We start from the raw sequence: 13,010 nt of genomic DNA, 5'->3' as shown, positions 1-13,010 counted from the left end.
AGCTTTGGTCAAATACCCTGCCGAGGCCGACGTCGATTGTAGTACGCACGCTTAGCTAAAGCATCCGTAGGACAGGCCTGAAGGCCCATTAGCGGTTTTGCTGGAAGTGACGAGAGGTAGTGGGATCAACAGCGACATGTATAGCACTTCACCCGGTTAGCAACGCGGGCGAGGACGGCGAGGAGGTATTTGGATTCGATGGGCTTAGATACGTGCGAGTGAAAGCTCGGCGTGAGCGTCTTGCGGCGATCCTTGCTGCGGGCAGATCGAAGCCGCTGGCAGCGAGCGGGGTGAAGGGTCGCCCGAGAGGTCGTAGTTGCGGAGTGCGCGGAACGTGAAGCCGAACGGATCGCATTCAGCGAGATGCCGGCGTGGGTCAAAGCCTACGCCGGGCGGGCTCGCATTCCAGCGATGCCCGTTCTGTTGCCTGGGACGACGTCTCGGCGGAGCAGGGAAGGATCAGGCTGTGGCTGGTGGGATGTTTGGCGTGCGGGCAAGTTCGTTGCGCGTTCGACAATGCTCCTCGCTCACGCTTCGGGCTTCCTGGGAGGCTCGTAATTCCTATCTTCCCGTCTCCCGCCCCTCGTCTCCCGCCCCTCGTCCCTCGTCTCCCGCCCCTCGTCCCTCGCCTCCTCCCCCTCACGCTTCCAGCACCGCGCGAGCTTGCGCAACGACATCGCGCAAGCAGCCTGGCTCGAAGGGGCTGATGAGGCCAGCGCCGCGGGCGAGCGCCTGGAAGGGAGCTTCGCCGCCGCGACGGCAGAGGGCGTTGTAGTCGGCCAGGGTCTGTTCGGGTTCTTTCTGCGAGCGAACCCACAGTTGCAGGGCGCAGGTTTGGGCCAGCGTGTAGTCGATGTAGTAGAACGGATGCAGGTAGATGTGCCGCTGGAATTGCCAGAAGCCGCCATCGACCACATGCGGCAGGTCGCCGTAATCGCGCCACGGCAGATAGAGCCGTTCCACTTCTTGCCACATGCCATGCCGCTCGGCGGCAGTCGCTTGAGGCCGCTCGTAAACGAGATGCTGGAAGTGATCGACGGCGACTCCGTAAGGCAGGAAGAGCAAACCTTGCGTGAGATGAATGCGTCGAAAGCGCTCGGCATCGGCGCCGAAGAACTTCTCCATGTGCGGCCAGGTGAGAAACTCGAGCCCCATCGAGTGGATCTCGCACGACTCGTACGTCGGCCAGAGATAGTCGATGAGAGGCTGTTCGCGACTGAGGTAGCCCTGGTAGGCGTGCCCCACTTCGTGCGTGAAGACTTCAACGTCGTGCTTGGTGCCGTTGAAGTTCGCAAAGATGAACGGCAGGCCATAGGAAGGAAACGACGTGCAGAAGCCGCCCGGGCTTTTGCCTTCGCGGTTCTTCAGGTCGGTCAGTTTGGCCGTGGTCATCAGCTGAAAGAAGTTCGCCAGCTCGGGATGCATGGCGGCGAACATTTCGTGAGCCCGCTCGACCATCCAGTCGTGATCGCCGTGCGGCGCGGGGTTGCCCTGCACATCGTGAATGGCATCGTCCCAGAACATGAGCTTGTCGACGCCCAGATCCTGGGCTTGCTTCTTGCGCAGTTCGACGGCGAGCGGCACCACGTGCTGGCGGACCTCGTCGCGAAAGCGGGCGACATCGGCCGCGTTGTAATCGACTCGCTTCATCCGCTGGTAACCAAGCTCGACGAAGTTATTGAACTTAAGCGTGCGGGCCATTTCGTGCCGCAGGTTCACCATGTCGGTGAAGATGCGATCGAGCTGGGGGCGATTGTCGGCATACCACTGCCAACGAACCTGCTCGGCCTCGTGGCGGGTATTGCGATCGGGATCTTCGCGATACTTCACAATCGCGCTGTGATTGAGCGTTTCGCCGCGGAAGGTCAGCTGGGCCGTGGCCATCACCTCGCCATATTCGGCCTGCAGCTTGGCTTCGCGAACGAGATGCTCCTGAATCGAGGGCTCGAAAGTCATCACGTCGGCCGACCAAAGCGCGAAGGCTTGCGGGCCGTACTTCGTTTCGAGCGCCGCGCGGTGCGGGCTGGCGAGGAGGAGCCGTTTGATTTTGACATCGAGATCGGTCAGCCGCGGGTTCAGTTCATCGCTGTACTCGCGGTCCTTCTTGTACTGCTCGTTACGCGTGTCTTGATTGAACCGCAGCGAGACGAGCGCGCCCCAGGTTTCCAGACGGCGGCGGATTTGATCCCAGCGGTCGACGACCTCAGCCGTTTGTTCGGCGGTGGTCGCACGAGCAAAGGCAGCTTCGAGTTCGGCGTATTCGCGGGCCACTTCGTCGTACTGGGGAGTTTCGACAAAGATTTGATCGATGGTGACAGGCATGGTTGATTTTCAAGCGATGGTTCGAGAGGGTACGAATGGTGCCTCCATGGTATCGCATTGGCGGCAACCAAACGACAATCGGACCCGCTACAAACGAACGCTGCTATAATTCGGCCATGCCTCGCATTACTTCGCCGCACGATGATTCGCTCACGGAACTAGGACTGCAGCTGCGCGCACTGGCACCGCACTTAAGCCAGCCGGGGGCGTGGCCCGCGGAACAATTGCAGCTTTGTGCCGAGGCGGGAGTTCACGAGTGGTTCTTGCCGCCCGAAGTGGGTGGCCAAGGCTGGAGCGAGGCCGATCTGCTGCGCGGTTATTTGCAATTGAGTGCCGCGTGTCTCACCACGGCCTTCATCCTCACCCAGCGCGTGGGAGCTTGCACGCGCATCGCCGCAAGTGGCAATGAAGGGGCCCAGCAAGTACTGTGGGGCCCGCTATTACGTGGCGAGATCTTCGCGACGCTCGGCATCTCGCACCTAACGACTAGCCGGCAACATGTGCAGCCGGTATTGCGCGCCGAAGAGACCAGCAGCGGCTTTCGGCTGAGTGGTTATTCGCCGTGGGTCACGGGGGCCGCGTTTGCCCAGTCGATTGTGCTCGGCGCGACGCTGGCCGATGGAAGACAAATTCTGGTGGCGATGCCAACCGATTTACCGGGAGTGAGAATTCCTGCGGCCCCGGAGCTGGTGAGCCTCACCGCTTCGCACACGGGCGAAGTGCATTGCGACGAGGTGCTGGTCGATCGCCGCTGGTTGCTGGGCGGACCCATCGAAAACGTCATGAAGGCGGGGCTTGGTGCCAAGACGGGCGGTCTGCAAACGTCGACATTGGCCGCGGGACTGACGACCGCCGCGCTCGATTATCTGGAAGGCGAATCGCTGCAGCGGAACATGTTCGCCGAACCAGCCAAGGCCATGCGCGCTGAACTCGATACGTTGATTCACGATCTGCTTGCCCTAGCCGAAGGCGAACAACCGTGCGCCGCCGAAGATGCCCGGAGTCGAGCCAACAGCCTGTCGCTGCGCGCCACGCAGGCAGCGCTGGTTGCTGCGAAGGGCTCGGGCTTTATTGCTGCGCATCCGGCGGGTCGCTGGTGCCGCGAAGCGTTGTTTTTTCTGGTCTGGAGTTGTCCGCAGAACGTGTTAGCCGTCAACCTTTGTGAGTTTGCCGGGCTGGCGTGAAATAAAAGTTTGTAGTTCGAAGTTAAGAGCAAGGTGCTGTTTTGTCTGATCCATCTACTACGCACGTTGTTTGGCATCCGCATAGTGTGACGCGCGCGGAGCGCGAGAAGTTGAATGGTCATCGAGGTTGTGTCGTGTGGTTCACGGGGCTGTCGGGCTGCGGCAAGAGTACCGTGGCGAACGAAGTCGACCGGCAGCTTCATCAGCGGGGCGTACACAGCATGCTGCTGGATGGTGATAACGTCCGGCATGGTCTCAATGCTTCACCACAAATGCTCAGCAGCTATGGCGAGGGCTTTGCCAAGCGGTTTGGCCTGACCTTTACGCCCGAAGATCGCGTCGAGAATATTCGCCGCATCGGCGCGGTGACCGAATTGTTCGTTTCTGCCGGCATCATTACGCTCACCGCGTTCGTCAGCCCTTATCGAGCCGATCGCGATGCGGTGCGCAAGCTCGTCGAAGAGCGGGGCGAGCCCGGCGACTTCTTCGAAGTGTTCGTTGATGCTCCGTTAGAGGTCTGTGAAGCTCGCGACCCGAAGGGTTTGTACAAAAAAGCGCGCGCCGGCGAGTTGCCGAACTTTACGGGCATTCACGACGCCTATGAGGCACCCTTAACGCCAGATGTTCATTTGTTATCGGCAAATAAAACGCCCGACGTGCTAGCGGCCGAGGTGCTGTCGCAGCTCAAGAAATGTGGCAAGATTGCGTAAAAGAGAACGGGTTCGCTTGACACCTCGCAAGGCATTCTTACAGTTAGTTCTTATGGAATTCGGCGGGAATGCGCAGTAGGCGGCGCGCGGCCGAATCAGCTTGCACGATCTGGGCGAGGATGCCCGGCCAAGGAGGATTTCTGATGCCCATGCGAACTCTCGAGCGTAAGTCTCTTGCCCCCGATTCACGAGCCAGCGAACAACTTGTCGCGGCTCGCGAGGTGCTCCAAGCCAGTAGCATTTATGTGCTTCGCCGGCTGCAAGTCGAAAGCGAAGGGAGTGGCCTCGTGCTTCGCGGCCATGTCGAATCGTTCTATCACAAGCAACTCGCGCAAGAATTGGTGCGCACGGCTGTGGAAGGCGTCGAAGTTTCGAACCAGCTGCAAGTCGTCTACACCCCCAAGCCCGATTACCTGGTAGAGACTCGCTAATATACACGTGGCATAGGCTTCCGGCCTGTGAACACTTTCTTGGATTCGTGACATTCAAGAAGCCTATCCCACCAGATCACGCAGCCGCTGTTCGAGGCGGTCCTGCCCGCGTGAGATCTGCAGAGCAATCTTCAATGCTCGTAGTGGTAAGTTGCCAATGGTTGTGTGCGGCAATTTAACCAGATCCTTGTGCGTGCAAACTACTCCGGCCAGTGACGGCTGCTCGCGCAGCCACGCAGCCAGAGCTTGCTGCTCCGCAGTGCCATACGCCTGATGATCGGCAAATTCTTTCCACGCAGAAATCGTTAGCCCGCACTGTTGCAGGGTGTGTTGAAAGCCGGCTGGGTTTCCAATGCCGGCAAACCCCGCGAGTGACTTGCCGCGCCAGTCGGCCAGCGATTCTTCGCGGCCCGTGTGATCGATGAGTGCCACCGGCTCGTGCGTTAACTCCAGCCATTCGGCCTGCGGAGCATGTTGGTGCATGACTTGGCGAATCTCTTCTCGCCGCTCAGCTGTCACGGCATCCGCTCGTGAGAGCGCGACCACATGCGCGCGACACAAGCTGGCGATTGGCTCGCGCAGCAGACCACGCGGCAACAAGTGGCCGTAACCAAATGGCTCCAAGGCATCGAGCAGCACGATATCGAGATCTCGCGCAATCCGCCGATGCTGAAAAGCATCGTCGAGAATCAGCACATTGCCGGGGGAGTCTCGCAGCGCGTCGTTGGCGGCAGCAACACGGTCGGGGTTCTGCAGATGGGGCACATCGGGCAGCGAAGCCGCAATTTCGAGCGCTTCGTCATTCGGTCCGTGCTGTTTTCCATAGCCGCGACTGATGAGTGTCACCTGTTGGTCTTGCGCAAGAAACCACTTCGCCAGCCAGACGACGAACGGGGTCTTGCCTGTCCCACCCGTGGTGAGATTCCCCACGCTGATGACCGGCGCATTGACTTTCGCCGGTATGAGCTGGCAGGCATCGAAGCGGCGATTCTTCCTCGCCACGACCGCGCCATAGAGAGGCTCAGCGGCCGAGAACAGCGTGCGCAAGGTGGCGGCGAGGATCCCTCGCCGCTGCGAGCTGACAATTTCGCGAAAGGTTTCGGCAGAAAGAAACGCCATGCAGGCCCTTCGCCAAAGCCGGCGACAACTACTTCACAATGTCCAGCAGTTCCACTTCGAAGATCAAAACGGCGCTCGGTGGAATTACCGGCGGGCTGCCTTCTTCGCCATAAGCCAGGTCCGGTGGAATGACGAGTTGGACCTTGTCGCCCACCTTCATCATTTGCAACGCTTCGGTCCAGCCTGGAATAACGCGGTTCACAGGAAACTCGGCCGGCACGCCGCGATCGACGCTGCTATCGAACACCTTGCCGTCGGTGAGCATACCGTGATAGTGCACCTTCACGGTGCTGGTGGCCTTTGGTGTGGCACCGGTGCCTGCCTTCAGCGACTTGATTTGCAAACCGCTCTTCGTGGCCTTCACGCCCGGCTTTTGCAGGTTGGCGGCGAGGAAAGTATCGACCGTCTTCTTCGACGATTCCGCTTGCGCGGCACGAAGGTCGGTGATGAACTTCTTCATCACCACTTCGATTTGCTCTTCGGCAATTTCAGGCTTGTTGCCGAGCAAGCCATCGCGCAGGCCGCGCGTGATTGCTTCCAGGTCGAGCTTCGCGCCATCGCGAGTGAGTCGCTGGCCAAAATCGAGGCCAATCGCGTAGCTGGCTTGTTGAGTGTTGGTCGTCAGCGGCTTGGCAGCGGGCTGGCCGCCGGCGGGAGGTGTCACTTGGGCAATTCCTAGCGAGGCAAAAAACAACGGGGCCACCAGGGCCATGAGCAATCCAGATCGAGACATCGAACCATTCCTCTATAGTTCCGGAAGCGGAAAACCAATCGGCAACTCGTGATGATACCAGACGCCCGTTTTCTGGTCTTGGGGGTGGAGTGTCACGCTAGCGGGGATGCAGTTCAAGGTTTCAGGTTTAAAGAAGGTTTTGGGAGCAACTTCCCTGCGTTTTTCAACCTTGAACTTTAAACCTCAAACCTTGAACCCAATAAGGCGGATACGCCGCAGAGGCCGCTCACTTCCACAGCGAGATTGCCATCAGCCCGATCAGCCCGGCGGTGATGGCGTAGATCAACTGCGCGAGGCGATCCAGGCGCTGGCGATAGGCAATGGCGAGAGCCGGTTGCATGAGAACGCGGCGGATCCAAGCAACTCGATTCGCGGTGGGTGGATGAAGCCAATGGCTGAAGCGAGATTCCCGCTGTGGACCTTGCAGCACCACGAGCGCGTGGATCAGGTCGCGGGCGCTGTCGGGTAGAAGCTGCTGGCGTGAGTTAATCACGGCACTCAAATCGGCATCGTATTCGAACCACTGCGAAACGAGGCCGACGACCAATGCGGCATACAGCAAGTACGCCGCTGAGACGGCCAGCGCGTAGGGCGACGACGTCGAGAGCAGATCGAGTTCGACGCCCATGGCAGGCTGAATGACAAACCAAGCGAGTGCGGGAAGCATGAGCAGTAGCAGGCGTTGCAGCAGATGTTTCCGCTGCAGATGACCCAACTCGTGCCGCACCACAGCGGCGATTTCGCTCGGCGCGAGTTGCTGTAGCAGGGCATCGGTCAGGAACAAGTAGCGGCAATAGCGCGAGAGTCCCGCGACGGCTGCGTTCGCCATTCGCCCTTGCGTGTGCCAGACCAGCAGGCGACTCAGCGGCGTTTGCAGTTCGCGACTGATCTCTTCCAATTCACTGCGCAGTTCGCCTGGCGGCAAATCGCTCGTCGGCCATAACTTACTCAGCAGCAGCGGCAAACTCGCGGAAAGAATCACGAGAGCTGGTAAGGCGAAGAGCCACGTCGTTTCACTCGTCAGCACTTCGGACCAGGCAGTCCCCGCGAGCCAAACGCTAGTGACATCGTGAATGGCGATGATAGCAAGCGCTGGTACCAGCGCCATGGCCAGGTAATGTCGCGATTGCCAGAGCAGATATGCGATCAGCGACGAGGCCCGCGGAGGAACCTGCCGCAACCGTTGAGCCGAGCGCTCGACGTAATAAAACGTGCTCCACACCAGCAGCAGCGAACCCAGCACCGGCGCAAGAATGAACAGGTCGTCGACCAGCGGCCAGTGTTGCCAGTTCCAATGCGTACGCACGATCGCCGGCCACTTCAGCAGGTAGACGACTGCCAGCGAACCAGCCAGCCAGAGCCACGTGCCAGCGAGTTGCATTCGCCCATAGCGATCGCCCGCTTGTTGCCATTCGGCTGCTTGCGCGGGGGTGGCCTTGGTGAGCTTGGCGACGAACCAATAGCAGTCGCAGGCCGTAGCTACGGGGGCTGCGAGGGTGGCCAGCAGGATGAGCCAGATGCGTGCTGGGCCGGGAAATAACTCGGCCGGGATATCCGCTGGCGATGCCTCGGTTTGGGCCAGGGTGGCCAGCAAAGCAGCAAGGATGATGAGCTGCATACTGGCCTCGCGGAAGAAATCGCTATCCAAACGGTGTCACAAAAAGCCTGACATTTCGCTGGAATTCAGGCTAGTTGCTGTGGTGCCAGCATTCAATTGCCAGCAGGCAGATAGCCGCTACGGCACTTGAATTGCAGTTCAGTAATGACGTTTGTGCGGATTAGCTTTTCGCATATTACGACTCATGTCGATTACGCGGCCTGCCGATAAAACTTTCTTATACCCAGTCCGTGTCTGTAGCGAGTTTGGCTGATGTTTGCCGGAAACGTATATTACTGTTGGTCTTGCGACGCCCATTGCCGGGCCGTGGAAGAGTCTGCTGAAGGTGCCTGCTGCCCTCGCTGCCACGAACACCTCTCTGCCGATTCCAAAATCGGGGGCGAATCGTTGCGACGGCCATTCTTGGCCATGAACGACAGCAGCCCCAAGCCAGAGCCTGCGAGCAAGCGGCAAGCCGGTCTGTGGACCATACGCTCAGCCGCAATGCACTAAGCTACGAGCTTGGCAACGGTGGCCGCTTGTAGTCGACCGACGAACCGTTCTACAACCACGATATGCCCGTTGCCACCGCTCGATTCACTGCTCACTCGTTGGCGAAGCCCACGCGGCTCGATGCCACGCTGAAGAAGCAGTATCCGGGCTGGGGACGTCAGGCAGTGCAAAGGCTGATTGGCAGCGGCAAGGTGCGGCTGAATGGCCGAGTCGTCAAGCTATCTTCTTGGGAAGTGAACAACGGCGATAGGCTGGAAATCTTGGATCCGCCGGCCGATAAGGTCGCCGCACCCATCGCCTGGGACGATGCCTGGCTGATTGCCGATGAGCCTGACCTGGTCGCGGTGAACAAACCGGCGGGCTTACTTTCCGAAGCACCTCGTTTTTCTCCAACAGGCAACTTGCTCGATCTGGCGAAAGCTCGCTTTGGGCCCGTCATCCTGTTTCATCGCCTGGACCGCGATACTTCGGGCGTCGTCATCCTTACGCGCCCCGGCCCCGTCAACAAATACCTTGACGCCGCCTTCAAGAGTCACAGCGTTCGCAAAGAGTATCTGGCTGTCGTAACCCAGCCGAACCAACTCGACGCCAGTGGAACCATCGACGCCTACCTCGGACCGCATCCGCAGCGTCGCGATCAAATGGCCGTGGTGACTCGTGGTGGTCAGAAGGCGGTCACCAACTACCAGATTGAAGTTACGGACAAACAACGGCAACTCGTGCGACTGTTTCCGCAAACAGGTCGCACCCATCAGCTGCGCGTGCATCTCGCCCATCTGGGCGCGCCGATTCTTGGCGACCGCCTTTACGGGCCTCAGCCGCCGAAGCATCCTCGACTGCTGTTGCACGCCGAGCAGATTCACCTGCCCTCTGCCGAAGGCTATCCCGAGCGGACCTTCACTGCAGAACTGCCCCGGGGCTTTTGGCCACTTACCCCCTCCTTTTAATGAGCCGGAAGCGTTAGCGCCCGGAGAGTATTTTTCTTTGTCTTTTGAAGAGCGAATACTCTCCGGGCGCTAACGCTTCCGGCTCAGGAATTCTCAATCATTTCTCTTCCCATTTCTCCAAGTCGCGCAGTTGCAGATTCAGAGCATTCACCGAAACCTGAATCTCGTGAAACGACAGCCCCAGCGAACCCACCATCAGCAGCAGGCTCGCGCCAAAGGTGACCTTGGCGACCATTACTTGGTTCACAAAGAGCAGGAAGACGCACACCGTACAGAGCAGCAGGCTCAATACTCCGAACGCCTGCATGTTCCGAATCAGATGAACGCGGTACCGCAAATTGCCAATCTGGGCGACGATCAGTTCATCGGGTTTCGCCGAGTGCCGATCGTGCAGACTGCGGATCAAGGCGGCCAGAGCCAGGAAGCGATTGGTATAGGCGAGCAGCAGCAGGCTGATTGCGGGAAACAGTATCGCGGGGCTGGTTAGTTCCATAAATCACTCGCTGGCTGGGTGCTCCCCCGGCAAAACTGCCCATTCCACCGATTGGCAGCCTGCCCTTGCCGATTTTGGCCCCACCCGGGAAACTGGTGGCCGTATTGGAAGAGACTCGTGACAACGCGATTGGAATTATCACAAGGTAGCATGCGATGGAAGCTGGGATTGTTGGCTTGCCGAATGTCGGTAAGAGCACGCTGTTTAACGCGCTGACCAGTACCCAAGGTGCCCAGGCGGCCAACTACCCGTTTTGCACGATCGAGCCCAATGAGGGCATCGTCACCGTGCCCGACGATCGTCTGGCGAGAATCACCAAGTTCATCCCGCCACAAAAGGTGATTCCGGCAATCCTCAAGCTCATCGATATCGCCGGTATCGTCAAAGGGGCCAGCGAAGGCCAGGGCTTGGGCAACAAGTTCCTCAGTCACATTCGCCAGGTCGATGCCATTCTGCAGGTGGTCCGCTGCTTCGTGGATCCCGATGTCATTCACGTGGCCGGCAATGTCGATCCGCTGTCGGATATCGAAACCATCGAGATGGAATTGATGCTCTCCGACATCCAAGCTCTCGAGGTCGCCCTGCCGAAGGCTCAAAAAGCCGCCCGCAGTGGCGACAAAGAAGCCAAGCTGCGGGTCACAGCTATCGAAGCCTGCCACGCGCACCTCGCGAAAGAACAACCGCTCCGCAGCTTGAAGCTGCCGCCACCGGAAGCGGAATCAATTCAAAGCTTTGGTCTGATGACGGCCAAGCCAATTCTGTTTGTCGCCAACGTCGACGAAACCGATCTGCATGGCCAAGGTCCCATGGTGCAACGCGTCCGCGAGTTCGCTACCAAGATCTCGGCCGGCATCGTTCCCGTTTGTGCCAAGCTGGAATCGGAGATTGCCGAACTCGAAGAACCCGACCGCAGCGAAATGCTCGCTGGAGTCGGCCTGAAAGAACCAGCACTCGCCGCGCTCGCCCGCGAAGCCTATCGCACGCTTGGCTTGCAGAGCTACTTCACCGCCGGCGAGAAAGAAGTTCGCGCTTGGACCATTCCGGTTGGTGCTACGGCACCGCAAGCGGCCGGTGTGATTCACAGCGACTTCGAGAAGGGCTTCATTCGCGTCGAGGTCTACTCGCTGGAAGACCTCGAAAAGTATGGCAGCGAAAAAGAGCTACGCGCAGCGGGCAAGCTGCGCGTCGAGGGCAAGAGCTACATTATGAAGGACGGCGATATCTGCCACTTCCTGTTTAACTAACGCCTAGGCCGGTGCGCTGGGAGCGATCTTCTTCACTTCGTTTGCTTTGAGCTCGAAGTTCTGGCTGCCGTCAGCCTTCGGAAGGTCAACATCGACCTTCCCTTGATACTCGAAATCGGGCCCGATGATCTTCACGCGGTGCGGTCCGCCCACGGTGCCACTGCCGTCGGCACCTTGCGTATCGTAGTTGCCATTCGTGATCGCGCTGAAGCCTTGCGGTCCTTTGTTGCCGCTGGCCGGGGCGAAGTAGATCGTCCCCTTCGAGACCGGCTGGCCATCGAGGCTCACGTTACCGCTAGCGCGATACCGCTGGGGCCCATCGCCATCTTTACCGCACCCCACGAGCAAACCCAGTGTGGCTAAAAAACCGAGTGATAGCCACGCACTAACATTCCGATTCGTCACGAACAGACTCCAATCCCAAATCTCAAGTCAAAGCAATGGCCTTTACGAACGCTGCGGATCTTTAGTCGACCAGCGATTCGCCACCGCTGCGGCTGGCCATGGCTTGATAGATCGACATGTCGATGTTCTGCGAGACCAACCGAACGGAACCATCGACAAGACCAAAGAGCGCACCTGCGGGATGCTGACTGCCAAAGCTGATGTCGTTGAAGTTGTTGCTGCCGTTGTAGGGCGTCGAGTTGATCGGGAACTCGATATTCTTGGTCGCGGAGGTCGTGGTGGTCGAACCGCCGCCGCGCGTCCAAACCCGCAGACTGTGTGCGGTTGGTTGCAGAGCCTTCTGAAACGAGATTTCGCCAACGAGGAACGTGTTAGACGTACCGTCAGTCACGGCAGCCATGTTCGAGGCTTCGTAGGTATTCAGCACGCCGTCACCAGCGATATCACCGTGACCAGAAGACGTGTTGGGATGATTCGTATATACCTGGCCGGTCGTCGCGTTCGTTCCCTGCGGACCATTCACGCCGTAATAGTGTGTGGTGAAGCCAGCCACCGATTGGGCCGCATCCTTCTCGCCGCTCGAACCCGAGCGGACAATCGATTGGCTGGGACAAAAGTAGCCCTTGATCTGAATGTGCATGATCGGCGTGTTGGCTGCGTTGTTATAAGCGACGCCCCAGTTCACTTTGTCATAAACGGCGTTCTGCTCGATGAAGGGCAGAACGCGCACATGCCACGAGATGTCGTTCATCGCGGGAGTCGAACGCTTGATGCCGTCGGTGCCGCCGTAAGGAAAGGCGAGAACGGTATCGTGATAATTCTGCAGAGCCAGGCCAATCTGCTTGAGATTGTTCGAGCAACTCATGCGGCGGGCAGCTTCGCGAGCGGCCTGCACAGCGGGGAGCAAGAGAGCCACCAAGACGCCGATGATCGCAATCACCACCAGCAGTTCGACGAGAGTAAAGGCCCGTTTCGTTTTCGAACCAACCGTCCGCGCGCAAGAGAATTCCATCGCTTCGATACCACCCAATCACTACGCCTACGTTGCAATTGCTGACTGCCTGAGTCGGCGGCCGGAGAGAAGCGTTGCAACCCTATCTATTGATAGGGGGTAAGGTGCAATAGTTCCGGTGGATCTGAAAATGTATTTGTCGCAAAGACATTATTTGTTGATCGCGAACGCTCTCTCAGGTGAGAACTGGTCGCTTTAGGCAACTTGCGACCGCTTAGTCGCCGCGCACCGAGCTAGCGGCAACGAAATGTCTTCAGGCGAAGTTTCCGCTTCGAGTGAGATCGCGCGAACGAATCACGA

At 59.0% G+C, this 13,010-nt stretch carries 12 protein-coding genes; 5 read left to right on the top strand and 7 right to left on the bottom strand.

From position 1 onward, the window contains the following. Nucleotides 1-639: 639 nt before the first annotated feature. Nucleotides 640-2,322, bottom strand: a complete 1,683-nt coding sequence (locus tag NA78x_RS03780; RefSeq protein ID WP_425617087.1) for a M3 family oligoendopeptidase — start codon at nt 2,320-2,322, stop codon at nt 640-642. Between the two features lie 116 nt (nt 2,323-2,438). Here NA78x_RS03780 and NA78x_RS03775 point away from each other — a divergent pair, with 116 nt between their 5' ends. From NA78x_RS03775 to NA78x_RS03765, 3 genes are all read left to right on the top strand, one after another. Next, nucleotides 2,439-3,506, top strand: coding sequence for an acyl-CoA dehydrogenase family protein (locus NA78x_RS03775; RefSeq protein ID WP_425617086.1), 1,068 nt, complete (start codon nt 2,439-2,441; stop codon nt 3,504-3,506). 41 nt (nt 3,507-3,547) lie between these two features. Continuing rightward, complete coding sequence (gene cysC, locus NA78x_RS03770; RefSeq protein WP_425617085.1) at nt 3,548-4,216, top strand: adenylyl-sulfate kinase; 669 nt, start codon at nt 3,548-3,550, stop codon at nt 4,214-4,216. Between the two features lie 143 nt (nt 4,217-4,359). Then, nucleotides 4,360-4,647: a BON domain-containing protein gene (locus NA78x_RS03765; protein ID WP_425617084.1), complete on the top strand. Its 288-nt coding sequence runs from the start codon at nt 4,360-4,362 to the stop codon at nt 4,645-4,647. A 63-nt stretch (nt 4,648-4,710) separates the two neighbouring features. Here NA78x_RS03765 and lpxK read toward each other — a convergent pair whose 3' ends face one another. The 3 genes from lpxK to NA78x_RS03750 all read right to left on the bottom strand — a co-directional run bounded on the left by lpxK (nt 4,711) and on the right by NA78x_RS03750 (nt 8,117). Continuing rightward, a complete protein-coding gene (lpxK, locus tag NA78x_RS03760; RefSeq protein WP_425617083.1) occupies nt 4,711-5,766 on the bottom strand; it encodes a tetraacyldisaccharide 4'-kinase in 1,056 nt (351 codons plus the stop codon). A 28-nt stretch (nt 5,767-5,794) separates the two neighbouring features. Beyond that, entirely contained in the window at nt 5,795-6,499 is a 705-nt protein-coding gene (locus tag NA78x_RS03755) for an FKBP-type peptidyl-prolyl cis-trans isomerase (protein WP_425617082.1), read from the bottom strand. Between the two features lie 226 nt (nt 6,500-6,725). Further along, on the bottom strand, nt 6,726-8,117 hold the full coding sequence (locus tag NA78x_RS03750) for a M48 family metalloprotease (RefSeq protein ID WP_425617081.1): 1,392 nt from the start codon (nt 8,115-8,117) through the stop codon (nt 6,726-6,728). 554 nt (nt 8,118-8,671) lie between these two features. Here NA78x_RS03750 and NA78x_RS03745 point away from each other — a divergent pair. Further along, nucleotides 8,672-9,556 carry an RluA family pseudouridine synthase gene (locus tag NA78x_RS03745; protein WP_425617080.1) on the top strand — a complete coding sequence of 295 codons (885 nt, stop codon included), beginning with the start codon at nt 8,672-8,674 and terminating at the stop codon, nt 9,554-9,556. A 97-nt stretch (nt 9,557-9,653) separates the two neighbouring features. On the opposite strand, the gene NA78x_RS03740 is transcribed toward NA78x_RS03745, so the two are convergent. Beyond that, nucleotides 9,654-10,049, bottom strand: coding sequence for a DUF2721 domain-containing protein (locus tag NA78x_RS03740; RefSeq protein ID WP_425617079.1), 396 nt, complete (start codon nt 10,047-10,049; stop codon nt 9,654-9,656). Nucleotides 10,050-10,204: 155 nt separating this feature from the next. Here NA78x_RS03740 and ychF point away from each other — a divergent pair, with 155 nt between their 5' ends. Continuing rightward, nucleotides 10,205-11,293, top strand: a complete 1,089-nt coding sequence (gene ychF, locus NA78x_RS03735; RefSeq protein ID WP_425617078.1) for a redox-regulated ATPase YchF — start codon at nt 10,205-10,207, stop codon at nt 11,291-11,293. 3 nt (nt 11,294-11,296) lie between these two features. Here the strand turns inward: ychF and NA78x_RS03730 are convergent, their stop codons facing one another. Beyond that, entirely contained in the window at nt 11,297-11,698 is a 402-nt protein-coding gene (locus NA78x_RS03730) for a hypothetical protein (protein WP_425617077.1), read from the bottom strand. Between the two features lie 61 nt (nt 11,699-11,759). Further along, nucleotides 11,760-12,710: a DUF1559 domain-containing protein gene (locus NA78x_RS03725; protein WP_425617076.1), complete on the bottom strand. Its 951-nt coding sequence runs from the start codon at nt 12,708-12,710 to the stop codon at nt 11,760-11,762. Nucleotides 12,711-13,010: the final 300 nt, after the last annotated feature.

The organism is Anatilimnocola aquadivae, assembly GCF_049819085.1.
Taxonomy (GTDB): Bacteria; Planctomycetota; Planctomycetia; order Pirellulales; family Pirellulaceae; genus Anatilimnocola.
Note: the sequence above shows the minus strand (reverse complement) of the source record. Positions and strands in the feature narration are given on the sequence as shown.

Excerpts from the sequence above, each read along its gene's own strand:
- NA78x_RS03780 (WP_425617087.1), bottom strand. The coding sequence starts at position 2,322 with ATGCCTGTCACCATCGATCAAATCTTTGTCGAAACTCCCCAGTACGAC.
- NA78x_RS03775 (WP_425617086.1), top strand. The coding sequence starts at position 2,439 with ATGCCTCGCATTACTTCGCCGCACGATGATTCGCTCACGGAACTAGGA.
- NA78x_RS03765 (WP_425617084.1), top strand. The coding sequence starts at position 4,360 with ATGCCCATGCGAACTCTCGAGCGTAAGTCTCTTGCCCCCGATTCACGA.
- lpxK (WP_425617083.1), bottom strand. The coding sequence starts at position 5,766 with ATGGCGTTTCTTTCTGCCGAAACCTTTCGCGAAATTGTCAGCTCGCAG.
- NA78x_RS03755 (WP_425617082.1), bottom strand. The coding sequence starts at position 6,499 with ATGTCTCGATCTGGATTGCTCATGGCCCTGGTGGCCCCGTTGTTTTTT.
- NA78x_RS03750 (WP_425617081.1), bottom strand. The coding sequence starts at position 8,117 with ATGCAGCTCATCATCCTTGCTGCTTTGCTGGCCACCCTGGCCCAAACC.
- NA78x_RS03745 (WP_425617080.1), top strand. The coding sequence starts at position 8,672 with ATGCCCGTTGCCACCGCTCGATTCACTGCTCACTCGTTGGCGAAGCCC.
- NA78x_RS03740 (WP_425617079.1), bottom strand. The coding sequence starts at position 10,049 with ATGGAACTAACCAGCCCCGCGATACTGTTTCCCGCAATCAGCCTGCTG.
- ychF (WP_425617078.1), top strand. The coding sequence starts at position 10,205 with ATGGAAGCTGGGATTGTTGGCTTGCCGAATGTCGGTAAGAGCACGCTG.
- NA78x_RS03725 (WP_425617076.1), bottom strand. The coding sequence starts at position 12,710 with ATGGAATTCTCTTGCGCGCGGACGGTTGGTTCGAAAACGAAACGGGCC.